A 25,961-nucleotide genomic window follows, 5' to 3' on the forward strand; every position below is an offset into this window, starting at 1 on the left:
ATGGCGTTTTAACACGCCACTAACGTACCTTGGAGAGAGACATGAATTTCCGTACCCCCGCCGTGCGGCTGGGCATGCTGCCGGCCGGCATTGCGCTGGCGCTGAGCCCGAGCTTCGCCTCGGCGCAGGAAGCCGCAGCAGGCACCACCGACCTGGATCGCATCTCGGTCACCGGCTCGCGCATCCGCGCAGCCAACGTTGAAACCCAGCAGCCGATCCTGACGCTGAGCCGCGAGAGCCTGGAAAAGCAGGGCTTCTCTTCGGTCGCCGACGTGCTGAACAACCTGACCTCGGCCGGTTCCCCGGCGATCTCCCGTTCGGAGTCGCTGGCTTCGGGTGAGAACGTGGGCGGCTACTATGTCGACATCCGCAACCTGGGCGCTGAGCGCACCCTGGTGCTGATGAACGGCAAGCGCCTGGGCGCGACCACCTCGGGCCTGCAGGATCTGAGCCAGATCCCGATGGGCGCCGTCGAGCGCATCGAAGTGCTGAAGGATGGCGCGTCCGCCATCTACGGTTCCGACGCGATCGCCGCCGTGGTCAACGTGATCACCCGCAAGAACGTGGAAGGTGGCGAAGCCACCGCCTACTTCGGCCAGTACGGCGAAGGTGACGGCAACACCGAACAGTACTCGATGACCCTGGGTGCTACCGGCGAGCGCGGCAGCCTGACCCTGTCGGCTGAATACAACAAGGCCGATCCGGTCTTCGCCAAGGACCGTTGGTACAGCAAGGACGGCAACCTGGGTCCGAACTCGACCCCGGCGTCCTGGAGCGCACTGAGCCAGAACGGCAGCTGGTGCAACCCGACCATCTACAACTGCGGCAGCGCCTCGGCCGTGTGGCAGACCCTGAACGCTGGTGGCGATCCGCTGAATGCGGCCGATTACCACCCGCTGACCCAGAATGAGTGGGCCAACGCCAATCAGCAGATGACCGCGCTGACCGGCGTGGAGCGCAAGTCCGTCTACATCAACGGCACCTACGACTTCACCGACTCGATCAGCCTCAATACCGACCTGCTGTACAACGAGCGCAACACGTTCCAGCAGATCGCCGGTTATCCGTACCAGTCGCGCAGCTTCCTCACCCCGCTGTCCGGTGACAGCGTCTACAACCCCCTGGGCCAGGACGTTGATTTCCGTCGTCGCCTGTGGGAAGTGCCGCGCACCACCGAAAGCCAGCTGAAGACCACGCGCTTCGCACCGACTGTCAGTGGCTTCTTCGATTTCGCGGGCAAGACCTTTGACTGGGACGTCGGCGCGCTCTTCAACCGCAACGAATCGATCGTCACCAGCCATGGCGATGCCAGCCTGATCGCCAGCGAACAGGCCCTGGGCCCGTCGTTCATCAACAGCGCCGGCGTAGCCACCTGCGGCACTGCGGCCGACCCGATCACCAACGGCTGCGTGCCGTGGAACCCGCTGCTGCCGTACGGCGTCGCGGGCGCAGGCTCCCTGGCTGACCCAGCGTTGCAGGAGTTCCTGTTCCCGACCTTCACCACCCGTGGCGAGACCAAGACCACCAGCTTCACCGCCAACCTGGCCGGTTCCATCGTGACCATGCCGGCCGGTGACCTCGGCTTTGCCGTGGGCGTGGAGCACCGCAAGGAAGAAGGCACGTTCGTGCCGGATGCCTTCGCGCAGTCGGGCATGTCGACCGGCCTCGGCCAGAAGCCGACCCGCGGCGAGTACGAGCTGGACGAGGCCTATCTCGAGCTGAACGTGCCGATCCTCTCGGATATGCCGTTCGCCAAGGAACTGTCGCTGAACATGGCGACCCGTTACTCGGATTACAGCAACTTCGGCGACACCCTCAACAGCAAGTTCGGCGTGACCTGGCGTCCGATCGACGAACTGCTGGTCCGTGGTACCTACGCCGAGGGCTTCCGCGCTCCGACGATCAGCGATCTGTACGGTGGCCTGAGCTCGAGCTTTGAACGCTACATCGATCCGTGCGGTGTCACCGCGCCGGGCAGTGTTGCCGGCAATGCTGCCTGCTCCGCCGCCGGCGTGCCGGCCAACTACGTGCAGCTGGGCCAGGGCGGCAATCCCTGCACCACCCTGCCGTGTGCCACCAACGACCAGTTCATCTCGGGTGCCAATCCGAACCTGAGCCCGGAAACCTCCAAGAGCACGACCGCAGGTCTGGTCTGGAGCCCGCGTTGGGTGCAGGGCCTGGACATCTCGCTGGATTGGTACAAGTACGAAATCAGCGACATGATCATCGCCGACAGCGTCGACCGCATCCTGCGCGACTGCTACGTGCTCGGCAATTCCTCGCGTTGCGCCAGCGTGGTTCGTGGTCCGGCCGGCAACATCACCGCGCTGACCTACGGCACCGCCAACCTGGGCAAGGTGGAAACGCAGGGCTACGACCTGGGTGTGAAGTATCGTCTGCCGGAAATGGCGATCGGTAACTTCAGCATCGACTGGCAGACCAGCTACCTGTCTTCCTACGATGAAGAAGGCCAGAACAGCGCCGGTGACACCATCACCATCGGTCAGGTCGGTACTCCGGGCCTGTTCCGCGTCCGTTCCAACGCCACCGTGGGTTGGACCAAGGGTGACTTCGGCGTCAACTGGACCGCGCGTTACTACTCGGGCATGGCCGAAGACTGCATCGACATCGGCTGCACCGATCCGGATCGTTACCAGAATGGTGAAGCAGCGCCGATCCGCAAGACCGGTTCGAACACCTTCCACGATCTGCAGGTCAGCTACACCGCACCGTGGGACGCCACCATCGCAGTTGGCGCGAACAACGTGTTCGACCACCGCGGCGCATTGCAGTACTCGGCTCCGAACAGCGCCTTCGCCTACTACGGCGGTTTCGATGTGGGTCGCTTCCTGTACATGAAGTACACCCAGCGCTTCTGATCCATCGAAGCACTGATGCGAAAGTGAAAAGGGGCGGACCGCAAGGTCCGCCCCTTTTCTTTGTCTGCGAAGGGAACCGGTAGCGCCGAGCCATGCGCGGCGGAACGTTTCCGCCAACGGCCCGCTGCGCTCGCCGACCATGGGCCGGCGCTACCGGGGTCACCCGGTCCCGCCCGCCAGCCACCGTGTGCGGCCATTGCTTCTGCCTGGATGCTGCCCCTGGCGATCAGGCTTCCGCCGGTGACAATCCCATCAATGCATTGGCGTGCTCGCGCCATTCCGGCAGCTTGTGCAGCACGTTGGCGCGTTGCAGATAGTCTTCGTCCACCGCTTCGCCGTTGACCAGGGCCAGCGCCACGTGCACCGCGCCGGTCACCCAGAAACTGCGGGTGTTCGAGCGCTGCGGCTGCAGGTGGAAGCCGACCGCCTCCACGATGGGCATGGGCAGGCCCCACAGACCGAGCAGATAGGCGCCGGCTTCGGCATGCCCGGGACGGCCATCGTCGGTGCCTGCAGCGGCCGGTTCGGTGCGTTCGTTGCGTACCCCCGGCAGCAACAGGCCGATGTCGGCCAGCAGCGCAGCGGTGGATCCCAGCTCGGCGCTGGATGCCGGCAACAGGCGCGCGGCCAGCCGCGAGGCGAGCAGGGCGCGCTGCTGCAGCGCATTGCGTTCGGCCGCCGACAGCGTGGAGGCGGAAAACACCTCGCTGGCCAGTACCAGGTCACGCAGCGTGGACAGGCCCAGGCGGGTCACCGCCGTACGCAGGTCGGAGATGGTGCGGCCGCTGCTGAAGAAGGCCGAGTTGGACAGCTGCAGCACCTTGGCGGCGATCGCCGGATCGGCCGCCACCAGCTTGGCGACCTCGTTGCTGTCGGCGTCGTCGTCACGTTCCAGCGCGCGGGTCAGGCTCATGTAGAGATGCGGCGGGGAAGGCAGCTTCTCGATGCGGCCGATGGCATCGCGCAGGCGCGGGCTGTCCAGCAGTTCGCGCAGCTCTTCCAGGCTGCTCAGCGCCTCCAGCAGCACCTCCGGCGCCAGCGGCAACGGCAGGAAACGATGGGCGATGCCGATCAAGCGCGCCGGCGGCGGGCGGTTGCCCTGCTGGGCATCGATCAGCGCCACGCGGATGGTTTCCGGGCGCAGGGTGCGGATCTGCCCCAGCAGCGTGGTGGCATCCATGTCCGGCAGGTAAGGGCTGACGATCACCGCATCCAGCGATGATGCCGCTACGGCCGCCATCGCGGCATGGCCGTCGACAACAGTGGTGGTATGCCATTCTTCCCCAAGATCGGCAATGAATTCGCTCAGCTCAGCCGGCAGGCTGGCCTCGTCCCCAACAAACAGAATGCGCACGACACGTTCCCCTTGCGGACCATGGCACGGCCATGGTCGATGTGAAGTGTCGCAATTTAACCGATTCGGCGTGACGAGAGATGTGCCACAAGGCCGAAAACCGCGAACTGCACCGCCCTGGCAGGGAGGCCAGGGCGATGGACGGAAGGCTCAGGCCTTGCCGTCGAGGTAACGCTGGTGGGCTTCGACCAGGATCGCCTTGGCTTCGGCAGCGCCGGCCCAGCCGTCCAGCTTGACCCACTTGCCCTTCTCCAGGTCCTTGTAGTGCTCGAAGAAGTGGCCGATGCGCTCCAGCCAGTGGCTGGACACCTGGGCGATGTCTTCCACGTGTGCGTAGCCGCTGAACACCTTGGAGATCGGCACGGCCAGGATCTTTTCGTCGCTGCCGGCTTCATCGCTCATCTTCAGCACGCCCACTGGACGGCAGCGCACCACCGAACCGGGGATCAGCGGCAGCGGCAGCACCACCAGCACGTCGGCCGGGTCGCCATCGCCACACAGGGTGCTCGGCACGTAGCCGTAATTGCAGGGGTAGCGCATCGGGGTGGAGAGGATGCGGTCGACGAAGATCGCGCCGGTGTCCTTGTCCACTTCGTACTTCACCGGCTCGGAATCCTTCGGGATCTCGATGATGACGTTGATTTCTTCCGGCGGGTTCTTGCCGGGGGAGACGAGTTCCAGACCCATGGGTGTACTCCGGTTGTGGGGCGAAAAAGAAGACCATTTTATGCGTTTGCCCGGCAGCGTGCTGGCCTTCCCCACAGCCCGCCGGGTGGCCTGCGGGCCGGCCGCAGGCGGATTCGCCGATAGGCCGGCCAACCGCAACGCGGCAGGGTGGAGGCTCCCGTTACCTCGGTGGATTTCATGATCCTTCTCAAGCACTTGGCGCGCCGGTCACGCGTTCGTATCGGCTGCGCAGTGGCCGGCCTGCTGGCGGTCGCCGCCACCGCAATGGCCGCCGAGATGCCGGTGCCGCCGGGTCCGGCGGTGGCTGCACGCTTTGTCGATCTGGTCGACCACCCGGCGCCGGAGGCCAACTGGGACCGGTTCTACGCCCTGGAAGACCATCTGGCCGGCGCCTTCCTCAAGGCATGTGGCGAAGGGGCCTGCCTGCCCCGGCGATTCCTGTGGCCGATGCAGCTGCGCTGTTCGGTGCGGGTGGCCGACGCCACGGTCGCGGCATGCATCTGGGTCATCGCCGGCAGCGATCTGCGGGTGCGCGCGGCAGGCAGCATCGACCCCGACGTAGTGACCTGGCGTTGCGCGCTGCCGCTGGGAGCCGGTACGGGGGTGGACGCCTTCCACGCAGCGCTGGAGGTGGACGATCCGCTGGCGGTTCGGCTGCCCGGCGCAGCCGAAAGCCTGCGGCAGGGTCTTGCGAGCTGCCTGGCCAGGCAGGGGGCCGCCTCATGATCATCGCCGGAATGCTGCTGCTTGCGGTTGCACCGTTCGCCGCGGGCAGCCATGTCGATGCCCGTGATTACTCCAGCGCCGGCGCGGGCGAGGCGGCCTTCGCGGTGATGGAACGCGCGCTGGTGCGCGGCTTCGATTACATCTGCGGCGACACGTTCTGCGAGGGCGACTACGGCAACCTGCGCGCCCTCCAGCTGCGCTGCTCCGTCCGCAGCAACAGTGGCGCGCTGGCCGGATGCCTGTGGAGCTTCGCCGGCAGCTACGCGTATGTCAGCCCGGCCGATGCGCTTCCGTCTGTCCAGGCCCGCACCTGGGCCTGCCACTTGCCGGTGGTCCCGGGCACCTCGCTGGCGGCCCTGCTGGAGCGCCTGCGCGGGCCAGACGCGCTGGATACGCCGCTGCCCGGCACGGACGTCAGCAGTTACGAGGCGCTGACCGACTGCCTCTGAGAGCTGCGGCTCAGGCCGGATTCGCCTGCACGGTGGCGTCGCTGTGCAGTGCTTCGTTCAACTCATCCACCACGATCGCCCAGTCGTTGTCCGACTTCAGCGACTCGGCCAGGAAATGACGCTGCCCTTCGCTCCAGAACGAGGCCGTGGTGACCTTGACCTCCGCCGGCAGCTGGTGCTGCAGGATGAAGGCGGCGATGTCCGCTTCACCGGCATCCAGGCCGAGCTGCAGGAACAGGTTGGTCATGTTCGGTTCGGTGGTGATCATCGTATCGCTGCATCTGCTGGGAAAGGTCACCGCCATTATGCCGCGACCCTGCGCGGGCGCGATGTGATGGATGTGCCCATCCCATCGCGCCCGCCGTTGTCAGAGCAGCGGCACCAGCAGCAGTGCCACGATGTTGATGATCTTGATCAGCGGATTGATCGCCGGTCCTGCGGTGTCCTTGTAGGGGTCGCCCACGGTGTCTCCGGTGACCGCGGCCTTGTGTGCCTCGCTGCCCTTGCCGCCGAAATTGCCGTCTTCGATGTACTTCTTGGCGTTGTCCCAGGCACCGCCGCCGGTGGTCATCGAGATGGCCACGAACAGGCCGGTGACGATGGTGCCGATCAGCAGCCCGCCGAGCGCGCGCGGCCCCAGCAGCAGGCCGACCACCACCGGCACGGCGACCGGCAGCAGGGAAGGGACGATCATTTCGCGGATCGCCGAACGGGTCAGCATGTCCACCGCGCGGTCGTACTGCGGCTTGCCGGTGCCTTCCATGATGCCGGGGATTTCACGGAACTGGCGGCGCACTTCTTCCACCACCGCGCCTGCCGCGCGGCCTACCGCTTCCATCGCCATCGCACCGAACAGGTAGGGGATCAACCCGCCGATCAGCAGGCCGATGATTACCTCATGGTCGGACAGGTCGAAGCGGAACTCGATGCCCGGATTGGCCGCCTGCAGGTTGTGCGTGTAATCGGCGAACAACACCAGCGCAGCCAGCGCCGCCGAACCGATCGCATAGCCCTTGGTGACCGCCTTGGTGGTGTTGCCGACGGCATCCAGCGGATCGGTGATGGCGCGGATTTCCGGCGGCAGGTCGGCCATTTCGGCGATGCCACCGGCGTTGTCGGTGATCGGGCCGTAGGCATCCAGCGCGACGATCATGCCGGCCATCGACAGCATCGCGGTGGCCGCGATGGCAATGCCGTACAGCCCGGCCAGCGCATGCGCGCCCCAGATCGCCACGCACACCGCGATCACCGGCAGCGCGGTGGACTTCATCGAGATGCCCAACCCGGCGATGATGTTGGTGCCATGGCCGGTGGTGGAGGCCTGCGCCACGTGCTGCACCGGCTTGTACTGGGTGCCGGTGTAGTACTCGGTGATCCACACGATCAGCCCGGTCAGCACCAGCCCGATCAGGGCGCAGCCGTACAGCGCATAGGGGCCGAACACGTTGTCATGCATCAACGCGGTGGTGACCGGATAGAAAGCGATCGCGGCCAGCACGCCGGATACGATCACGCCCTTGTACAGCGCGCCCATGATCGATCCGCCCGGCTTCACCTTGACGAACAGCGCGCCGATGATCGAGGCGATGATCGACACCCCGCCCAGCACCAGCGGATACAGCACCGCGTTGCGTCCGGCTTCGGCGATCATCAGGCTGCCCAGCAGCATCGTGGCGATCACCGTCACCGCGTAGGTTTCGAACAGGTCGGCGGCCATGCCCGCGCAGTCGCCGACGTTGTCACCGACGTTGTCGGCGATGACCGCCGGATTGCGCGGATCATCCTCGGGAATGCCGGCTTCCACCTTGCCGACCAGATCGGCGCCGACGTCCGCGCCCTTGGTGAAGATGCCGCCGCCGAGGCGCGCGAAGATCGAGATCAGCGAGGAGCCGAACGCCAGTCCGACCAGGGCATGCAGGGCCTGCGCCACGTTCAGGCCGAGCCGCAGCAGGATGGCGTAGTAGCCGGCCACGCCCAGCAGTCCCAGCCCGACCACCAGCATGCCGGTGATGGCACCGCCGCGGAACGCCACGTCCATCGCCGCGCTGATGCCATGCCGCGCCGCTTCAGCGGTGCGCACGTTGGCGCGTACCGATACGTTCATGCCGATGTAGCCGGCGGCACCGGACAGTACCGCGCCGATGGCGAAGCCAATCGCGGTGTACCAGCTCAGGAATATCCCGACCAGCACGAACAGCACCGCCCCGGCGATGCCGATGGTCAGATACTGGCGGTTGAGGTACGCACGGGCACCTTCCTGGATCGCGCCGGCGATCTCGGCCATGCGTGCGTTGCCACTGGGTTGGCGCAGGATCCACCGCGCCGAGATGATTCCGAACAGGATTGCGATGACGGCGCACAGCAGCGCCAATGACAGCCCGTGACGTTCCAGCATGACCTCTCCCGATGTGGATGAAAGACATCCAGCGGTGGTGAACTTCACCACGAGGGGGACGACGGGCTGCAGCCTTGTAACCAACCCGTAACTGACCACGATGGTCGTCCGACGTATGGCGGTGTTCAGCATTCCCTGGTGGCCGCAGTATGCGGTCCGGGGCCAGCAGGCGCCAGCGCCTTTGCGCGCGGTTAAGCCAGGCTCTGCGACCGTGCGGCCATTACTGTCGTGGAGATCACCGATGCGCCTGCCCGTACTGATGATGGCCCTGCTGGCCCCGGCGCTGCCGGCGCTGGCAGTGGAAACGCCCGAGCTGCAGCGTGCGGTGGGCGCCGCCCAGGCGGTCGGTGCGGTGCATACCTTGCGCCAGATTCCCGAAGCCTGCGCGCGGCTGGAAGGTACCTTCACGGGCGATGCGGCGCAGCCGTACCGCTTCGCACCGGTACGCACCAGCGAGCAGTGCCAGCCGCGGGCGCGCTTCGTCGATTACGCCAAGGCGCAGCCAAGCCAGGCCAAGGGCTGGAAGCTCAACGATGTGATCCGGGTGCCGTCTGCGGCGTGCCCGGCCCAGCAGGCGGTGGTGCGGGTGTGGCGACTGCCGGTAGCGCCGACCACCGAACGCGACGGCCAGGGTCAGTCGCGCATCTATCTGGAAGACGCCAAGAAGCAGGCCAGCAGCGGCAGGATCCCGCAGGTGACGATGTTCGCCGCGCAGCTGCAGATGGAAGGCACTGCCTGCCAGTAGACCGCGTAGCGCCGAGCCATGCTCGGCGAGCGCCAAACGCGGCCTGCGTCCAACACCGTTGCAGGGGCCCGGAGAAGCCGCCGAGCATGGCTCGGCGCTGCCGGTATCAGCCTCAGGCCTCGAACGGCTCCAGCTTTTTCTTGACCGCGACATTCTTCAGCGTGACGTACTTCGGCAGCCCGTCCGGCCCGTAGGGCAGGGGGGCTTCGCCCTTGATCAGCGGCTGCAGGTAGGCCCGGGCCTTTTCGGTGATGCCGAAACCGTCCTTGCGGATGAAGCTGGTTGGCATCTTCTTCTCATGGTTGGCGATCTTCGCCAGCGGCGCCGAGTCGATCTTCCAGCGGTAGGGCTTGTCGCTGCTGCGCACGATCACCGGCATCACCCCGTTGTGCCCGGCCAGCGCCAACCGCACCGCCGCCTTGCCCACCGCCTGCGCCTGTTCCCAGTCTGTCCTGGAGGCGATGTGGCGTGCCGAGCGCTGCAGGTAATCAGGCACGGTCCAGTGCACCTTCAAACCGAGCTGGTCCTTGACCCGGCCGGCCAGGTGCGCGGCCACGCCGCCCAGCTGGGTATGGCCGAAGGAGTCCTTGCTGCCGCCGGCATCGGCGACGAAGGTCCCATCGGCCGTGGCGATGCCTTCGGAGGCCACCACCACGCAGTAGCCCACCTGTTCGACCACCGCGCTTACCTTGGCCAGGAAGGCCGCTTCGTCATAGGCGCGTTCCGGCAGCAGGATCACCTGCGGGGCCTCATCCGGTCCCGTGCCGGCCAATCCGCCTGCCGCTGCCAGCCAGCCAGCGTGGCGGCCCATCGCTTCGTAGATGAACACGCGGGTGGAGGTCTCGGCCATGGCGGCCACGTCCAGCGCCGCCTCGCGAACCGATACCGCGGTGTACTTGGCCGCCGAGCCGAAGCCGGGGCAGGTGTCGGTCACGGCCAGGTCGTTGTCGATGGTCTTGGGCACGCCGATGCAGCTCAGCTCGACCCCGCGCTCGCGCGCCAGTTCGGACACCTTCAACGCGGTGTCGGCCGAATCATTGCCGCCGTTGTACAGGAACCAGCGCACGCCATGGGCCTGCAGCACCTGCAGCAGCCGGTCGTAACGGGCTGCATCCTGTTGCAGTGATTTGAGCTTGTAACGGCAGGACCCGAACGCGCCACCCGGCGTATGGGCCAGCGCCCGGATGGCGCTGATCGGTTCGCGCGAGGTGTCGATCAGGTCTTCGCGCAGCGCGCCGAGGATGCCGTTGCGCGCGGCAAGCACCTTCACCCCGCGGGCGCGGGCTTCCTGGATGACCGCAGAAGCAGTGGCATTGATGACGGCGGTGACGCCGCCTGACTGGGCATAGAGCAGGGTGCCTTGGCGCATCGGAACCTCGTGTCGGGACAGGGACATTGCAGGGACATTACCCGGATGCGGTAAAGTGCGGGTATTGCAGTGCAGCGATACCGGCCCGTCCGGACGCCGTACGTTCATGATTTTCAACACGTTGGAGTGAGCTAGATGCGATTGGTTCTGTTGGGGCCGCCCGGTTCGGGCAAGGGTACGCAGGCAACCCGCCTGAAGGAAAAGCTCGGCATCGCCCACATCTCCACCGGCGACCTGCTGCGTGCCGAAGTGGCCGCTGGCTCCGAGCTGGGCAAGCAGGCCAAGGCGGTGATGGATGCCGGCAACCTGGTGTCCGACGAGATACTGCTCGGCATGCTGCGCTCGCGCCTGTCGCAGGACGACGTGGCCAAGGGCTTCATCCTGGACGGCTATCCGCGCAACGTGGCCCAGGCCAAGGCGCTGGATGGCGTGCTGGCCGATATCGGTCAGCCGCTGGATGCGGTGGTCCAGCTGGACGTGGACGCCGATCAGCTGATCGAGCGCCTAGCCGGCCGTGCGAAGGAGCAGGGCCGCGCGGATGACAATCCGGATTCGGTCCGCCATCGCCTGCAGGTCTACACCGAGCAGACTGCACCAGTGGTGGATTTCTATGCCGAACGGGGCACCCTGGCGCGTCTGGATGGCATCGGCGAGCTGGAAGAAGTCGAAGCGCGCATCCACGCCGTGCTGCCGAAGGCCGGATGAGGCCGCCGAGGCCTGCGGTTCGCGCCTGAAAAAACACAGGCCTGGTCCCTTCGGACCAGGCCTGTGTCATTTTAAAGCCAGCGGTGGGCTTGCTCAGGGCCCCGCAGCGTGAGCTCCCATGGGGATGGCCTCTTGGGGAGTAGGACCGGTTGGGAACTGCGGCTGGCACTGTGAATTGTGTCTATGTTCATAGGCAGCCGCTATCAGGATTTCCCTGACATGCCTTTGGCTTTGTCTGAGCTGTCTGTCGGACTTATCTGACCTTCTGCTTGTCAGGATGGCCCACCACCGGGTCGATCGGTAACAATGCGGGTCATGAGCAACGTACATATTCTTGGAATCGCCGGCACCTTCATGGGCGGCGTGGCCGCACTGGCGCGTGAGCTGGGACATGCCGTCAGCGGCAGCGACCAGGCGATCTACCCGCCGATGTCGACCCAGTTGGAAACGCTGGGGATCCAGCTGGACCAGGGGTATCGTGCCGACAGCGTTCCGCCGGACAGTGCCGAGGTGGTCATCGGCAATGCCCTCTCGCGCGGCAATCCCGCCGTCGAAGCGGTACTCGACGCCGGCCAGCGCTATGTTTCCGGTGCACAGTGGCTCAGCGAGCGGGTGTTACCCGGTCGTGACACGCTGGCCGTGGCCGGCACGCACGGCAAGACCACCACCACCACCATCCTGGCCTGGCTGCTGGAAAGCGCTGGGCGCGCGCCCGGCTTCCTGATCGGCGGGGTCGCCGAAGATTTCGGTGTGTCCGCACGGGTAGGGCAGGGCCGCGAGTTCGTGGTCGAGGCCGACGAGTACGACACTGCCTTCTTCGACAAGCGCAGCAAGTTCGTACATTACCGGCCGCTGGTGGCGATCCTCAACAATCTCGAGTACGACCACGCCGACATCTTCCCGGACGTGGCGGCGATCCAGCGCCAGTTCCATCATCTGGTGCGCACCGTACCGGCGCGCGGCCGGCTGATCGTCAACGGCGAGGACCCGCGCCTGGCCGAGGTGCTGGCGATGGGCTGCTGGACCCCGGTGGAGCGCTTCGGCTTCGATGCGACGCTGGAATGGCACGCCGAACTGCTCAGCGCCGATGGCAGCGCGTTCGTCGTGCATCATCGCGGGCAGCAGGTCGGCGTGGTCCATTGGGCGTTGCTGGGCCGCCACAACGTGCTCAATGGCTTGGCTGCGCTGGCCGCCGCACACGCCGTGGGCGTGGTGCTGGCCGACGTGCTGCCGGCGTTGTCACGCTTCCACAGCGTCAAACGGCGGCTGGAAGTGATCGGCCAGGCCGGCGGCATCACCGTGTACGACGACTTTGCCCATCATCCCACCGCCATTGCCACCACGCTCGAAGGCCTGCGTGCCAAGGTGGGCGATGCGCGCATCGTGGTGGCGATGGAGCCACGCAGCAATTCGATGCGGTTGGGCGCACATGCCGAGGCCCTGGCGCCTTCGCTGGCGTTGGCCGATGCGGTGGTGTTCCTGCACCGGCCCGGGCTGGAATGGGATGCCGCCGCGGTGATGGACGCGGTGCGCGGCCAGGCGCTGGCGGTGGCCGATACCGATGCGCTGCTGGCCCGGTTGGACGCCCTCGCCGAAGCCGGTGACCACGTGGTGTTCATGTCCAATGGCGGCTTCGACGCCGCGCCGCGGCGCTTCCTGGCGCAGCTGCAGGGTTCATGAGCGCGGTCGCGACGCTGCCGTTGTTTCCGTTGCACGCGGTGCTGTTGCCGGGCGCGAGCATCGGCCTGCGCGTGTTCGAGCGGCGCTACCTGGACATGCTGCGTGATTCAAGCCGCGACGGCGGTGGATTCGGGCTGTGCCTGATCCTGCAGGGCGACGAAGTGGGCGCGCCTGCGGTGCCCGCAGCCTTCGGCGTGGAAGCCCGGGTGGATGATTTCGACATGGGCAGCGATGGCGTGCTGCAGCTGCGACTGCGCGGTGCGCGGCGCTTCCACGTGGAGCAGACCCGCGTGCGCGACAACGGGCTGGTGGTGGGCGAGGTGCGCTGGTGCGCGCCGGATACCGACGACGAGCTGCGGCCGCAGCATGCGCTGCTGTCGACCCTGCTGCAGCACATCATCGAACAGGCCGGTGAAGACTATGCACCGGCCACGCCGGCGCTGCTCGACCAGGCATCCTGGGTAGGCTGGCAGCTGGCGCAGCTGCTGCCGCTGGAAGAATCCCAGCGCCTGCAGTTGCTGCAGCTCGACGATGTCCACGCCCGCCTGGACCTGCTGCTGGGCTGGATCCCGTAACGGCTGACGCGCGTTATTCGGTGCGCAGTCGCAGCACCGGCAGGCCCGTTTCGGGATGCACGCCTTCCTGCATCGGCAGGCCTTCCACCGATGCCTTGACCGCCGCCATCGCCGGGTCGATCCCGCGCAGCGGATGCCACATGCCGATCCACTCGAAGTGGCGGGTGAAACGCAGCGTCTGCGCACTGCCCAGCCACAGCGGCACGCCGCCGGGCTGCAGCACCCTGGTCGCCGGCCACAGGCGCAGCACGTGGCGCTCGTCCGGCCGCTCGCCATCGCGCACCATCAGCAGGCTTTCCACCTGCGTATCCAGCGTGGCCGGCAGCACCGGCAGCGCTTCCGGACCGGTGTCCTGGTCGAGCATCAACAAGGCCTGTTCCCACCCGGCCTGCGGCTGCATCCTCCAGCCTTCTGATTCCAGCCGCGCCTGCAACGGGGCAAGCGGGCCGGCCACCTGCACGTCCAGCGGCCAGCGCTGGTCATCGTCGAATTCGTTGCGCCGCGCCGGCATCGTCTGCCAGTCCTGCTTCCACCAGCGATCAGCCTGCAGCGGCGCCGGCGCGGCCTGTTGCGGTTCGAAGCGTTCCAGCTTGACCGCGATGTTGCGCGGTGCGTACCACAGGGCCGCCACCAGAAACGTGCCGTAGAACAGCCAGGCGACCGGCTTGACCCAGAACGAGCGATTGAAGCGGCGGCGGTAGGCGATGCCCAGCACCAGCAGCCAGAACAGCCCGAACAGCATGCCGCCGATCACATCGCTCAACCAGTGCGCGCCGAGGTAGATGCGCGAAAAACCGATCAGGCTGACCACGAAACCGGAGACCAGGTAGGGCCACACGCGGGTCCGGCCGGGCAGTTCCCGGGCGATCAATACCGCGAAAAAGCCGAAGGTGATCGTGGCCATGGTCACTGACACGGACGGGAAGCCGAAGCCGCTGCTGGCATCCGGCGGGCGCACTACGTCCACGGTGGCGCCCAGCAGCATCGTCAGCGCCAGGCCGAAGGCCAGTGCCGCCAGCCAGTGTGCAGCGGCCATCCAGCGCCGGCGCCAGAGCAGGTACCCCATGCCGACCGCAGTGGCCGGCAGCAGCACCGGCCAGGCGCCCAGCGAGGCCAGCGCGGCCATCGGATGATCGGCCAGCGGATTGCGCAGCGCGAGCATGGCCTGGTGCACGGCCAGGTCGATGCTGAGCGGCTCGCCGTGCGCCACCACCACCATCAGCAGTGCGAACCAGCACCAGCCCAGCACCAGCAGCATCAGCGCCAGCATCGCCAGCGGCACCGATTCGCGCCGCTGCGGGTCGAATACCGACACCGAGTAACGTCCCAGCGTGGGGTGGCGCTGCGACCAGTCCAGCAGCCGTGCCAGCCAGGTATCCATGCGTGCGGCCGACCAGCGATAGCCATACAGCACGATGGCCCACACCAGCCCGAGAATCACGCCAAGCAGGCCGACCACCACCACCAGTCGCCCGGCGACCGCAGCGACGGCGTCATACGCCCCGCCCAGCACCCAACCCGGCAACAGGAACAACACCGCCCAGGACACGCTGGCGATGCCGCTGGCCTGCATGTAGCGGCTGGCCTGCATCTTCATCATGCCGGCGATGGCCGGCACGAACGGTCGGATGGCGCCCACGTAACGGGCCACCAGGATGCTCTTGAAGGCATTGCGGCGGAACATCGTTTCGCCGCGGTCCAGCAGCTGCGGATAGCGGCTGAAAGGGAACACGCCGCGCAGCCGGTCGCCCCAGCGGCGGCCGATCCAGTAACTGATGCCATCGCCGGCAAACGCGCCCAGCGCCGCACAGGCCACCGCATACGGGCCGGATATCTGCCCCAGGCCGATGAACACGCCCACTGCGAACAGCAACGGCAGCGCAGGCACGATGGCGCCCAGGATGATGACCGCATCGCAGAACGCGATGAGGAAGATGGCTGCACCGGCGAGCACTGGATTGGCGGCAATCCAGGCGAGGGTGGCGTCGATCCATGAAGAGTCCATCGCCAGATTATAAAGGCGTGCAGGTGACTGGTTGCCTGCTTGATGCAGGCTGATCGAGACAACGTGGATCGCCTGGAGCGATCGCCTAGAATGGGCCATGGCAGATAACCGCACACTCGCGCAGCACGCGCTCAAGTCAGACAGCTTCGGCCGCATCCTGCTGGTGCAGCAGGCCGAAGGCCGTTTCGTGCGTCGTGACCTGGGTGCCACGCCGTGGTGGCTGCGGGCGCCTGCCTGGTGGCTGGCACGACGCGAAGCGCGCGCGCTGCGGCACATCGATGGCATGCAGGCAGTGCCCAAGCTGCTGGCATGGGACGGCCGCAGGCTGGACCGCAGCTTCATGGCCGGCGATGCGATGTACCAGCGCCCGCCACGCGGCGACGTCGCCTGGTTCCATGACGCGCGCCGGCTGCTGCAGGAGCTGCATCGGCGCGGGGTGGCGCACAACGACCTGGCCAAGGAAGCCAATTGGCTGGTGACCGAAGCCGGTCATCCGGCGTTGATCGATTTCCAGCTGGCGGTGATCGGCAACCCGCGCTCGCGCTGGATGCGGCTGCTGGCGCGCGAAGACCTGCGCCACCTGCTGAAGCACAAACGGATGTACTGCCGTGAATCGCTGACCCCGGTGGAAAAGCGTGTGCTCAAGCGGACCTCGTGGGTGCGTGAACTGTGGTTCGCCACCGGCAAGCCGGTCTATCGTTTCGTCACCCGGCGCATCCTGCACTGGGAAGACAACGAAGGGCAGGGGCCCAAGCCCTGAGGCCACACTGCGGCCGCGCGAGGTGGGCGCGCGCATAATGCAGCGTCGGCGTCGGCCGGTGACCAGGAGAAAACGTGGTGTCCAACCTGCAGGGCAAGACTCTATTCATCACCGGCGCATCGCGCGGGATCGGGCTGGCGATCGCGCTTCGCGCGGCGCGCGATGGCGCCAACGTGGCCATCGCGGCCAAGTCCTCGGTGGCCAATCCGAAGCTGCCCGGCACCATCCATAGTGCGGCCGAGGCGGTCACCGCCGCCGGCGGGCAGGCGCTGGCGCTGAAGTGCGACATCCGCGAGGAAGACCAGGTGCAGGCGGCGGTGGCCGCCGCCGTGGACACCTTCGGCGGGATCGATATCCTGGTCAACAACGCCAGTGCGATCTGGCTGCGCGGCACCCTGGAGACGCCGATGAAGCGCTTCGACCTGATGCAGCAGGTCAACGCGCGTGGCAGTTTCCTGTGCGCGCAGGCGTGCCTGCCGTACCTGCTGCAGGCGCCCAACCCGCACATCCTGAGCCTGGCGCCGCCGCCCAGCCTGGACCCGAAGTGGTGGGGGCCGCATACCGGCTATACGTTGGCCAAGATGGGCATGAGCCTGGTCACGCTGGGGCTGGCGGCGGAGTTTGGTCCACGCGGCGTGGCGGTCAATGCGCTGTGGCCACGCACGGTGATCGCCACCGATGCGATCAACATGATCCCAGGCGTGGACGTGCAGGGCTGCCGCACGCCGCAGATCGTGGCAGATGCCGCGCACGCGGTGCTGGTGCGCGAAGCGGCCGGCTTCCACGGCCAATTCCTGCTCGATGACGAGGTGCTCGCCGCGGCCGGCGTGACCGATCTTTCCGGTTACGCGGTGGACCCTGCGCATCCGCTGCTGCCGGATCTTTTCCTGGATTGATTCAACGGCACGTTGACGGCGGCGTCTGCTATGGTGCGCGGCTGTAATCGTTTCCAACAGGGAAGTACCCCATGCACCCAATCTTCCGTACGGCCGTCCTGGCCGCCTCCGTTGCGCTGTGCCTGGCCGCCTGCCAGAAGGGCGCTTCCAGCGCAGCCGCCGTCGAGGGCGCCGACAAGATCAACGCCTACATCGCCTGCTTCAACGGCGTGCAGCAGCCGATCCAGGAAAGCTTCCAGCGCTACGTTTCGTGGATCGCCGATCCGGCGGCCGGCCCCACCGGCAAGGAAGAAACCGTACGTGCGCCGGGCACGGTCTTGTCCCACCGCGTCGAGTTCTGCGGCGCGCCGCTGACCGCCGCCCTGGCACAGCAGCCGGCCAACGCCGCGCTGGATCCGGCCGCGCGCCGTTACCAGGAAACCTTCACCGCGCTCAACGAGAAGATCAGCGATGCCGTGCGTTACTACGATCGCGAAGACTACAAGCGCGATGGCGGTGAGGGCATGCGCCAGCGGCATGCGCCGCTGATGCAGGCCTATTCGGCGTTCTTCGAAGCCGGTGATGCGATGGATGCGGCGCTGGAGGCGAACGAAGACCAGCGCCGCAAGGAGCAGATCGGGGCGATCGAGAAGGAAGAGGGACGCAGCGCGGCGTTCTACCACCTGAGCATCATCGGCGAGGGCAAGCAGCTGGTGAAGGTGCTGGACGGCGACGCGCCGGACCTCGCCGCCGGCCGTGCACAACTGGCGCGCTACCAGGCCGTGCTGGAAGAAGCGGCCAAGGCGAAGATCGGCCAGGGCGATCCGATGTGGGGTCACATGGAGCGTTCGGCGGACAAGCTGGCCAGCGAGGGCGGGCGCCGCATCGAACGCCTGCAGGCCAACCAGCCGTTGAGCCGCAGTGACCAGATCCTGCTGGAGAGCGGTGGCATGCCGCCGTCCGGCACCGCCCCGGCGCTGCTGGCCAGCTACAACGATCTGGTCGACATGAGCAACCGCATGGCACGTTGAGGTTGGCAGGGCGGGGGCGCGCCTGCGCCACCCGCCCGCTAGACCTGGTTGAACAGTTCCGGCAGGGGCTCGGCGCACTGCCGGCAGTAGCGTGCGTCGGGCGCGTGGCCTTCCAGCCCGCAGCGCAGGCAGCCACGTCCATCGCGTTTCTCGTTGTGCTCGGCCTCGCGCATCGTGCTGGCCAGTTCGGCGGTGTAGATGCCGGTTGGCACCGCGATGATGCTGTAGCCGATCAGGATCAGGATCGACGTGACGAAGCGGCCGAGCATGGTCTGCGGCACGATGTCGCCGAAGCCGACCGTGGCCATGGTCACCACCGCCCAGTACATGCTGCTGGGGATGCTGGTAAAGCCGTTGTGGGGCCCTTCGATCAGGTACATCAGCGCACCGGCGATGATGGTGATGGTGATGACCGTGAACAGGAACACCAGGACTTTGCGCCGGCTGCGCCACAGCGCCAGCATCAGCACGCCGCTTTCTTCGATGTAACGGGTCAGCTTGAGGATGCGGAACACCCGCAGGATGCGCAGCGCACGCACGACCAGCAGGCTCTGCGCGCCGGGGATGAACAGGGACAGATAGGTCGGCAGGATCGACAGCAGGTCGATGATTCCCCAGATGCTGACCGCGTAGCGCAGCGGGCGCTTCACCACCGCCAACCGCAGCACGTATTCCAGCGTGAACATCGCCGTGAACGCCCATTCCAGCACGTACAGGCCCGCGGCCCAGCGCAGGTGCAGGTGCTGCACGCTGTCGACCATCACCACGATGACGCTGGCGATGATCGCCAGCACCAGCAGCAGGTCGAAGTTGCGCGAGGGCCCGGTGTCGTGGCGGTAGATGATGTCGAACCAGTACCGGCGCCAGCCGGTGGCGCTGGCGGGGTTGAGCTGTGGAGCGGAGAAAGGGCGCATGCGCGCATTGTGCCGCACCGGCTGCGGGGCGAGAATGGGCGCTTTCCGAAGCTCGCCGGACCGCCATGACCGCCGCCACCGACCCCCTGATTTCCCTGTCGCATTACTACCTGCCGGTGTACAAGCCGCGCCAGGTCGTGCTCGAGCGCGGGCAGGGCGCGCGCGTCTGGGATTCGCAGGGCCGCGAGTACATCGACCTGGCGGCGGGCATCGCCGTGTGCGGCCTGGGCCACAACGATCCGGACCTGACTGCGGCGCTGCTGGAACAGGCCGGCAAGCTGTGGCACACCAGCAATGTGTTCTACAGCGCCCCGCCGCTGCACCTGGCCGAGGAACTGGTCAAGGCCAGCCGTTTCGCCGAGCGGGTGTTCCTGTGCAACTCCGGTGCCGAAGCCAACGAAGTGGCGATCAAGATGGTGCGCAAGTGGGCTTCATCGCAGGGGCGCCCGGCGGATCGGCGGGTCATCGTCACCTTCCGCGGCAGCTTCCACGGCCGCACCCTGGCGGCAGTGACCGCCACGGCCCAGCCGAAGTACCAGGAAGGCTACGAGCCGCTGCCGCAGGGCTTCCGCTACGTGGATTTCAATGATGAAGTGCAGCTGGAAACCGCGATGGCCGCCGGTGACGTGGCCGCGGTGATGCTGGAGCCGGTACAGGGCGAGGGCGGGGTGATGCCGGCCAGGCCGGGCTTCCTCAAGCGCGTGCGTGAACTGTGCGACCAGCACGGTGCGCTGCTGGTGCTGGATGAGATCCAGGCCGGCATGGGCCGCACCGGTACCCTGTTCGCGCACTGGCAGGATGGGGTGGTGCCGGACATGGTGACCCTGGCCAAGGCGCTCGGCGGCGGCTTCCCGATCGGCGCGATGCTGGCCGGCCCGAAGGTCGCCGAGACCATGCAGTTCGGCGCCCATGGCACCACCTTCGGCGGCAATCCGCTGGCCGCTGCGGTGGCACGGGTGGCGCTGCGCAAGCTGGCTTCCGATGAAATCGCCGCCAACGTCGACCGCCAGTCACGCGCACTGCGCGATGGCTTCGAGCGCATCAATGCCGAGTTCGGCGTGTTCGGGCAGGTGCGTGGACGCGGGCTGATGCTCGGTGCGGTGCTGTCCAAGGACCACCTGGGCCAGGCCGGCGTGATCCTGGATCACGCCGCCGAACACGGCTTGCTGACCCTGCAGGCCGGTCCGGACGTGCTGCGTTTCGTGCCTTCGCTGAACATCAGCGACGAGGAAATCGCCGAAGGCCTCAAGCGCCTGCGCGCAGCCGTGGCCAGCTATATCGCCGCACGCTGAGCGCTGCGGACGCAGTGACGGCCGTCGCTCGTCACTGCAGGCCGTGGCGCTTCAGCACGCGGCCCACGCTGCGCCCGTCGCGCACGGTTTCGGCCTGCAGGCCCGCCTGCCGTGCACCGCGCACGTTGGTGAACAGGTCATCGACGAACAGCGTGCGTGCCGGATCGGCATCCAGCCGTTGCAGTGCGCGCTGGTAGACCACCGGATCGGGCTTGCGTCCGCCGAGCGCGCCGCTGCACAGCAGTCCGTCAGCCACGCGCTCGCAGAGCGTCGGCAGCAGGGCGCGAAGTACCTCGACCATCAGCGGGCCGTTGTTGGTCAGCACGCCGATGCGCACTGAAGCAGGAAGGGCGAGGATACGGCGCACCACATCCTCGCGCGGCCGCGATGCCGCCAGCCGTGCCTGGATCCAGCGCGCCGCGCTGACCTCGGCCTGCAGGCCCTCGCTCAAGGTGCGCAGGTAAGCGGCGGTGTCGATGGCGCCGCTGTCGTAGCGCCTCTCCAGGCCACTCTCGAACAGCACCTGCTGGACGCGCGCGCCGTCCACGCACAGGCTGCGGGCAAGATGCCGCACACGCACGCTGCGCTGGTAATCCAGCAGCACGCCATCCACGTCCAGCAGCAGCAGTTCGATGCTCGGCTTCATGACCGAAGCATGCCCGATATGCCGGCGCGGCTGCGACAGCCGGTCGCAGCTGCGCGCCGCCCCGCTTTCCTACAATGGAGCGCACCAACAACCGGGAGCAGCCAATGATGAAGCAATGGGCATGGGGAGCAGGGCTGGGTGCGGTGCTGTTGGCGCCGTCGGCGATGGCGCGCGTCTGCGCGGTGACCATCGACAGCACTGACCAGATGACCTTCAGCGCGCGCGAAATCACGCTGGGCGCCGACTGCACCGAGGTGGCCCTGACCTTGCGCCACACCGGCCGCATGGCGGCCACCGCGATGGGCCACAACTGGGTGCTGACGCGCACCGCCGATTACCAGCCCGTGGCAATGGCCGGCATGCGCGGCACGCTCGCCGACAGCTACCTGCCCAAGGGCGATGCGCGCGTGCTGGCGCATACCAAGGTGATCGGCGGCGGGCAGAGTACCAGCGTCCGGTTCTCTACCCGCAGCCTGCAGAAGGGCGGCGACTACACCTTCTTCTGCTCGTTCCCCGGCCACTTCGCGATGATGAAAGGCAAGCTGGTGTTCGGCTAGGCCTTGAAGGCGATGCGGGCGGCGGCGAGGGTGGCGTCGATCACGGCATCGTCGTGTGCGCTGGAGAGGAAGCCGGCCTCGTAGGCCGATGGGGCCAGGAACACGCCGTGTTCCAGCATCGCGTGGAAGAAACGGTTGAAGGCGGGGATGTCACAGGCGGTGGCCTGGGCATAGGTCTCCACTTTCTGGTCGGTGAAGAACAAGCCGAACATGCCGCCGACCTGGGTCGTGGTGACACTCACGCCGGCTTCGGCGGCGGCCTGTTCCAGGCCCGCGCACAGGCGCGCGGCGCGCGCGGACAGCTGCGCGTGGAAGCCCGGCTGCTGCACCAGCTCCAGCATCGCCAGGCCGGCGGCCATCGCCACCGGATTGCCGCTCAAGGTGCCGGCCTGGTAGATCGGGCCGGCCGGTGAGATCTGCTGCATCAGCTCGCGCTTGCCGCCGTAGGCGCCCACCGGCATGCCGCCGCCGATGATCTTGCCGAAGGTGGTCAGGTCCGGGGTGACGCCGTAGTGCGCCTGTGCGCCGCCCAGCGCAACCCGGAAGCCGGTCATCACTTCATCGAAGATCAGCACGGTGCCGAAGCGCGTGCACAGCTCGCGCAGGTGCTGCAGGTAGCCCTCGCGCGGCGGGATGCAGTTGGCATTGCCGACTACCGGCTCGATGATCAGGCCGGCGATCTGCTCGCCCTGGACTTCGAACAGCGCGGTGGCAGCGTCGAAATCGTTGTAGGGCAGGGTGAGGGTCAGCTCGCTCAGGCCGGCCGGCACGCCCGGCGAGGTGGGCACGCCGAGGGTCAGCATGCCGCTGCCGGCCTTGACCAGGAACGAGTCGCCATGGCCGTGGTAGCAGCCTTCGAACTTGACGATGCGGCTGCGGCCGGTGGCACCGCGCGCCAGGCGGATCGCCGACAGCGTGGCTTCGGTGCCGGAGTTGACCATCCGCACCATCTCGCAGGAGGGCACCAGCCGGGTCAGCGTCTGCGCCATGGTGACTTCGGCCGCGCATGGCGCGCCGAAGGACAGGCCACTGTCAGCGGCCTTCTTGACGGCCTGGCGCACCGCCGGGTGGTTGTGCCCGACGATCATCGGGCCCCACGAACCGACGTAATCGATGTAACGGTTGCCATCCACGTCGTGCAGGTAGGCGCCGTCGGCGCGTTCGACGAAGAACGGCTCCCCGCCCACCGACTTGAACGCGCGCACCGGCGAATTGACGCCACCGGGCAGCAGCGCCTGGGCGCGGGTGAACAGGGCGTGGGACTGGTCGTGGTTCATGCGGGATCCTTGAAGCAGGCGAGATAGGCGTGCAGGGCGGAGACCGGGTCGGCGGCCTCGAACACGCTGCTGATCACCGCCACCAGGTCTGCACCGGCGGCGATGGCGGGACCGACATTGTCCGGGGTCAGCCCGCCGATCGCCACCCGCGGCACGCCCAGTGCGGCGCTTTGCCGCAGCAGCTCCGGGGTGGCGCGGCGGGTGGTCGCCTTGCTGCGGCTGGGGAAGAAGGCGCCGAAGGCTACGTAGCTGGCGCCCGCGGCGACCGCCTGCTGCGCCAGCACCTGTTCGTCGTAACAGGACGCACCGATCAGCGCCGCCGGCCCCAGCAGCGCACGTGCCGCCGCCACGCCGCCGTCGTCTTCACCGATATGCACGCCGGCCGCGCCGACCGCCTGCGCCAGCCGTGCGTCGTCGTTGATCAGCAGCGGCACGCCGTGACGTTCGCACAGCGCCTGCAGCGCGGTCGCCTGCTCGTGGCGCAGCGCCGCCGTGGCGGTCTTGTTGCGGTACTGCAGCCACGTGGTGCCGGCGGCGAGCAGCGGCTCGACACCGGCCAGCAGGCGCGCGGTGTCGGCTTCGTCGGGCGTGATCAGGTACACGCCGCGAGGCGTTGCAGGTGCTGGGGACATGGATGGCTACCGGTTGCGCGGCCACGATGGGACAATGGCCGGGAAGTGCATCGAAGGACGTTATTTTGAAGGGGAACATCCGATGAGCGACACCCCCCCGGCCCGGTTCCGCACCTGGATGTGCGTGGTCTGTGGATTCCTGTACCACGAAGCGGAAGGCTTGCCCGAAGAAGGCATCGCGCCGGGAACCCGCTGGGAAGAGGTGCCCGATACCTGGACCTGCCCGGACTGCGGCGTGACCAAGGATGACTTCGAGATGGTCGAGCTGGACTGAGGCGTGCGCCGCCGCGGCGCGGCTCAATGCAGCCGCGTGCGCGGTCCGCCCAGGTCCACCAGTTTCTCGCGCAGGGCCTGCGCGTCGCCCGCGTCGGGATTGCGCTGCACGTAGCGCCCGAGGTCGCGACGCGCACCGGCCAGGTAATCCAACTTCAGGTAGGCCAGGCCCCGATCGCGCAGCGCATCGTCGTTTTCCGGCGCCAGTTTCAGCAGGCGGTCGGCACTGCGCGCCGCACGGTCCCATTGGTGGTTTTCCGCATAGACGCCCTGCAGGTTGCGCAGCATGCGCATCAGGATCGCGCGGCTGGGCGCGGCGTCGAGGATCTGCGCCAGCACCTGGTCGTCCGGTCGCTGCCCGCCCAGGTGGGAGCTTGCGCGCTCGCGCAGTTCTTCCACGCCCAGCGGCCGGCCGCCGTTGAACGGATCCATCACCAGCATTCCTTCTTCCATCGGCAGGCGCACCAGGAAGTGGCCGGGGAAGGACACCCCGTCCAGCGCGATGCCCAACCGCCGCGCGACCTCCATCTGCACCAGGGCCAACGAGATCGGATTGCCCAGGCGGCGTTCGAAGACTTCGTTGAGGTAGCTGTTGCGCGGATCGTAGTATTCGTCGTGGTCGCCGCTGTAACCCAGCTCATCGAACAGATGGCGGTTGATCGCGGCCATTTTCAGCGGCGCTGAAGGGATGATCTCCACTTCCGCGCGCAGGTGGTCGACATGGGCCTGCACCGTCGCGTCGTACACCGTCGGGTCCAGTGCGGGATATTCGTCGCGCGCGATCAGCAACGCAGTGGGCAGCAGTGGCAGCGACTCGTCGTCGAGTTCGGCCAGGGTGTCCCAGTCGGGCAATGTGATGCGCTCCTGCATGCCTACAGACTGGCGGCAATACCGCAAGGTTTCAAGCTGCAGCAGGTGAAAGAATGCCGGCCGACGACCGGCATCCTGGTCCTTCCGGTCAGAGCGGCGGGATGCCCGGGCCGAGCTTCAGTTCGGTGCCGTCCTTCAACTTGATCTTCTCCGCCTGGCCGGCGTTGAGCTCCAGCACGTAGCGTGCCGGCCCACTGCTGGGATACGGCGGGCAACGGTCGCCCGCCGAGCACGGCGGCACATCGCGCTGCTGGCTGACCAGCCTGCGTGCACTGTCGAAGTAGAGGATGTCCAGGCCGATCCGGGTGTTCTTCATCCAGTAGGCGAGGGGTTCCTCGCGGTCGTGGATGAAGAGCATGCCGTGGTCTTCGGGCAGGCTGTCGCGGAACATCAGTCCGCGCGCGCGGGTCTCATCGTTCTGCGCAAGTTCCACCTTGTAGCGGGCGCCATCGAGCTCCACCCAGTGCTGGGACGCACCGGTGGCGCAGCCGGCCAGCGCGAGCAGCGGCAGCAGGAGCAGGGAACGGATCGACATGGGGTTTTCCTTGGTAGGGGAAACGGTCAGGCGGGCCTTGCAGCGCACGCCCCGCAGGGAATCAGAGCACCACCGGCGGTTCGCCGCCGACGATCACCACGTCGGCGCGCCGGCGCGCGAACAGGCCCACGCAGACCACGCCGGGCAGCTGGTTGAGCTCGCGCTCGAGCTTTTCCGGATCGGTGATCTGCAGGTGGTGGATGTCCAGGATCTGGTTGCCGTTGTCGGTCACCACGCCCTCGCGCCAGGTCGGCTGGCCGCCGGTCATGTCGCGGATCCGGCGGGCGACCAGGCTGCGTGCCATCGGGATCACTTCCACCGGCAGCGGGAACCGCCCCAGCACCGGTACCTGCTTGGACGGGTCCACGATGCAGATGAAGCGCTCGCTGGCCTCGGCGATGATCTTCTCGCGGGTCAGCGCGGCACCGCCGCCCTTGATCAGGCACTTGCCGGGATCACACTCGTCGGCGCCGTCGACATACAGCGACAGCGTGCCGGTGTGGTTGAGCTCCAGCACCTCGATGCCGAGCTGCTTCAGGCGCGCGGTGCTCTGTTCGGAACTGGATACCGCGCCCTTGATGCGGTGCTGGATGCGGCCCAGTGCATCGATGAAGTAGGCGACCGTGGAGCCGGTGCCGACCCCGACGATCATGCCGTCTTCGACGTATTCGATGGCTTTTTCAGCGGCCAGGCGCTTGGCTTCGGACATGCGGGCGGTCTCGATGGAGGA

26 protein-coding genes are annotated in these 25,961 nt (G+C 67.2%); 13 read left to right on the forward strand and 13 right to left on the reverse strand.

The genetic code is table 11. The annotated features are described in order from the left end of the window. Nucleotides 1-41 precede the first annotated feature (41 nt). The gene (locus SOM47_RS04115; protein WP_101098184.1) at nt 42-2,879 is read left to right on the forward strand and encodes a TonB-dependent receptor plug domain-containing protein; all 2,838 of its coding nucleotides are present in this window, start codon (nt 42-44) and stop codon (nt 2,877-2,879) included. Between the two features lie 226 nt (nt 2,880-3,105). Here SOM47_RS04115 and SOM47_RS04120 read toward each other — a convergent pair whose 3' ends face one another. Next, nucleotides 3,106-4,233: an HDOD domain-containing protein gene (locus SOM47_RS04120; RefSeq protein ID WP_042614992.1), complete on the reverse strand. Its 1,128-nt coding sequence runs from the start codon at nt 4,231-4,233 to the stop codon at nt 3,106-3,108. 150 nt (nt 4,234-4,383) lie between these two features. After that, nucleotides 4,384-4,920, reverse strand: a complete 537-nt coding sequence (gene ppa, locus SOM47_RS04125; protein ID WP_042614993.1) for an inorganic diphosphatase — start codon at nt 4,918-4,920, stop codon at nt 4,384-4,386. A gap of 177 nt (nt 4,921-5,097) precedes the next feature. On the opposite strand from ppa, the gene SOM47_RS04130 reads away from it, so the two are divergent. After that, a complete protein-coding gene (locus SOM47_RS04130) occupies nt 5,098-5,646 on the forward strand; it encodes a hypothetical protein (protein WP_320504845.1) in 549 nt (182 codons plus the stop codon). Continuing rightward, nucleotides 5,643-6,095, forward strand: a complete 453-nt coding sequence (locus tag SOM47_RS04135) for a hypothetical protein (RefSeq protein ID WP_320504846.1) — start codon at nt 5,643-5,645, stop codon at nt 6,093-6,095. Before SOM47_RS04130 ends, SOM47_RS04135 begins: the two co-directional genes overlap by 4 nt. Before the next feature lie 10 nt (nt 6,096-6,105). On the opposite strand, the gene SOM47_RS04140 is transcribed toward SOM47_RS04135, so the two are convergent. After that, on the reverse strand, nt 6,106-6,363 hold the full coding sequence (locus SOM47_RS04140; protein WP_192082948.1) for a DUF2789 domain-containing protein: 258 nt from the start codon (nt 6,361-6,363) through the stop codon (nt 6,106-6,108). A 99-nt stretch (nt 6,364-6,462) separates the two neighbouring features. Continuing rightward, nucleotides 6,463-8,490: a sodium-translocating pyrophosphatase gene (locus SOM47_RS04145; RefSeq protein WP_320504847.1), complete on the reverse strand. Its 2,028-nt coding sequence runs from the start codon at nt 8,488-8,490 to the stop codon at nt 6,463-6,465. Nucleotides 8,491-8,731: 241 nt separating this feature from the next. Between SOM47_RS04145 and SOM47_RS04150 the strand changes: the two genes are divergently transcribed. Beyond that, entirely contained in the window at nt 8,732-9,235 is a 504-nt protein-coding gene (locus SOM47_RS04150; RefSeq protein ID WP_042614997.1) for a hypothetical protein, read from the forward strand. A 112-nt stretch (nt 9,236-9,347) separates the two neighbouring features. Here the strand turns inward: SOM47_RS04150 and SOM47_RS04155 are convergent, their stop codons facing one another. After that, complete coding sequence (locus SOM47_RS04155) at nt 9,348-10,604, reverse strand: 6-phosphofructokinase (RefSeq protein ID WP_320504848.1); 1,257 nt, start codon at nt 10,602-10,604, stop codon at nt 9,348-9,350. A gap of 135 nt (nt 10,605-10,739) precedes the next feature. Here SOM47_RS04155 and SOM47_RS04160 point away from each other — a divergent pair, with 135 nt between their 5' ends. The 3 genes from SOM47_RS04160 to SOM47_RS04170 all read left to right on the forward strand — a co-directional run bounded on the left by SOM47_RS04160 (nt 10,740) and on the right by SOM47_RS04170 (nt 13,564). After that, a complete protein-coding gene (locus SOM47_RS04160; RefSeq protein ID WP_042614999.1) occupies nt 10,740-11,309 on the forward strand; it encodes an adenylate kinase in 570 nt (189 codons plus the stop codon). 315 nt (nt 11,310-11,624) lie between these two features. After that, entirely contained in the window at nt 11,625-12,989 is a 1,365-nt protein-coding gene (gene mpl / locus SOM47_RS04165) for a UDP-N-acetylmuramate:L-alanyl-gamma-D-glutamyl-meso-diaminopimelate ligase (protein ID WP_414715752.1), read from the forward strand. Continuing rightward, nucleotides 12,986-13,564, forward strand: a complete 579-nt coding sequence (locus SOM47_RS04170) for an LON peptidase substrate-binding domain-containing protein (protein ID WP_042615001.1) — start codon at nt 12,986-12,988, stop codon at nt 13,562-13,564. Before mpl ends, SOM47_RS04170 begins: the two co-directional genes overlap by 4 nt. A gap of 13 nt (nt 13,565-13,577) precedes the next feature. Here SOM47_RS04170 and SOM47_RS04175 read toward each other — a convergent pair whose 3' ends face one another. Continuing rightward, entirely contained in the window at nt 13,578-15,569 is a 1,992-nt protein-coding gene (locus tag SOM47_RS04175; protein WP_320504850.1) for a bifunctional DedA family/phosphatase PAP2 family protein, read from the reverse strand. A 97-nt stretch (nt 15,570-15,666) separates the two neighbouring features. On the opposite strand from SOM47_RS04175, the gene SOM47_RS04180 reads away from it, so the two are divergent. The 3 genes from SOM47_RS04180 to SOM47_RS04190 all read left to right on the forward strand — a co-directional run bounded on the left by SOM47_RS04180 (nt 15,667) and on the right by SOM47_RS04190 (nt 18,235). Then, nucleotides 15,667-16,329: a serine/threonine-protein kinase gene (locus tag SOM47_RS04180; protein ID WP_320504851.1), complete on the forward strand. Its 663-nt coding sequence runs from the start codon at nt 15,667-15,669 to the stop codon at nt 16,327-16,329. 77 nt (nt 16,330-16,406) lie between these two features. Beyond that, entirely contained in the window at nt 16,407-17,225 is an 819-nt protein-coding gene (locus SOM47_RS04185; RefSeq protein WP_245625345.1) for an SDR family oxidoreductase, read from the forward strand. Nucleotides 17,226-17,296: 71 nt separating this feature from the next. After that, a complete protein-coding gene (locus SOM47_RS04190) occupies nt 17,297-18,235 on the forward strand; it encodes a YiiG family protein (protein WP_320504852.1) in 939 nt (312 codons plus the stop codon). Nucleotides 18,236-18,273: 38 nt separating this feature from the next. Here the strand turns inward: SOM47_RS04190 and SOM47_RS04195 are convergent, their stop codons facing one another. After that, entirely contained in the window at nt 18,274-19,149 is an 876-nt protein-coding gene (locus SOM47_RS04195) for an ion transporter (protein ID WP_192082962.1), read from the reverse strand. Between the two features lie 65 nt (nt 19,150-19,214). On the opposite strand from SOM47_RS04195, the gene SOM47_RS04200 reads away from it, so the two are divergent. Next, on the forward strand, nt 19,215-20,441 hold the full coding sequence (locus SOM47_RS04200) for an acetylornithine transaminase (RefSeq protein WP_320504853.1): 1,227 nt from the start codon (nt 19,215-19,217) through the stop codon (nt 20,439-20,441). A 31-nt stretch (nt 20,442-20,472) separates the two neighbouring features. On the opposite strand, the gene SOM47_RS04205 is transcribed toward SOM47_RS04200, so the two are convergent. Next, complete coding sequence (locus tag SOM47_RS04205; RefSeq protein WP_320504854.1) at nt 20,473-21,087, reverse strand: HAD-IA family hydrolase; 615 nt, start codon at nt 21,085-21,087, stop codon at nt 20,473-20,475. 107 nt (nt 21,088-21,194) lie between these two features. Here SOM47_RS04205 and azu point away from each other — a divergent pair, with 107 nt between their 5' ends. Beyond that, nucleotides 21,195-21,644, forward strand: a complete 450-nt coding sequence (gene azu, locus SOM47_RS04210) for an azurin (RefSeq protein ID WP_042612976.1) — start codon at nt 21,195-21,197, stop codon at nt 21,642-21,644. Here azu and hemL read toward each other — a convergent pair. Together hemL and thiE are read right to left on the reverse strand one after the other, a co-directional pair. Next, nucleotides 21,641-22,921, reverse strand: coding sequence for a glutamate-1-semialdehyde 2,1-aminomutase (gene hemL / locus SOM47_RS04215; protein WP_320504855.1), 1,281 nt, complete (start codon nt 22,919-22,921; stop codon nt 21,641-21,643). The two genes, azu and hemL, sit on opposite strands and share 4 nt — an antisense overlap. Continuing rightward, nucleotides 22,918-23,553 carry a thiamine phosphate synthase gene (gene thiE / locus SOM47_RS04220; RefSeq protein WP_320504856.1) on the reverse strand — a complete coding sequence of 212 codons (636 nt, stop codon included), beginning with the start codon at nt 23,551-23,553 and terminating at the stop codon, nt 22,918-22,920. The genes hemL and thiE overlap by 4 nt, the downstream gene beginning before the upstream one ends. Before the next feature lie 34 nt (nt 23,554-23,587). Here thiE and SOM47_RS04225 point away from each other — a divergent pair, with 34 nt between their 5' ends. Further along, complete coding sequence (locus SOM47_RS04225; protein ID WP_320504857.1) at nt 23,588-23,827, forward strand: rubredoxin; 240 nt, start codon at nt 23,588-23,590, stop codon at nt 23,825-23,827. 23 nt (nt 23,828-23,850) lie between these two features. Here SOM47_RS04225 and SOM47_RS04230 read toward each other — a convergent pair whose 3' ends face one another. The 3 genes from SOM47_RS04230 to rpiA all read right to left on the reverse strand — a co-directional run bounded on the left by SOM47_RS04230 (nt 23,851) and on the right by rpiA (nt 25,940). Further along, nucleotides 23,851-24,696, reverse strand: a complete 846-nt coding sequence (locus SOM47_RS04230) for a SirB1 family protein (protein ID WP_042612970.1) — start codon at nt 24,694-24,696, stop codon at nt 23,851-23,853. Between the two features lie 88 nt (nt 24,697-24,784). Next, on the reverse strand, nt 24,785-25,231 hold the full coding sequence (locus tag SOM47_RS04235) for a DUF192 domain-containing protein (protein WP_042612971.1): 447 nt from the start codon (nt 25,229-25,231) through the stop codon (nt 24,785-24,787). A 61-nt stretch (nt 25,232-25,292) separates the two neighbouring features. Further along, nucleotides 25,293-25,940 (reverse strand): ribose-5-phosphate isomerase RpiA, encoded by a 648-nt coding sequence (gene rpiA / locus SOM47_RS04240; RefSeq protein WP_320504858.1) that lies wholly within the window; start codon nt 25,938-25,940, stop codon nt 25,293-25,295. Nucleotides 25,941-25,961: the final 21 nt, after the last annotated feature.

It is taken from the genome of Stenotrophomonas sp. CFBP8980, assembly GCF_034046095.1.
Lineage (GTDB): Bacteria > Pseudomonadota > Gammaproteobacteria > Xanthomonadales > Xanthomonadaceae > Stenotrophomonas > Stenotrophomonas lacuserhaii.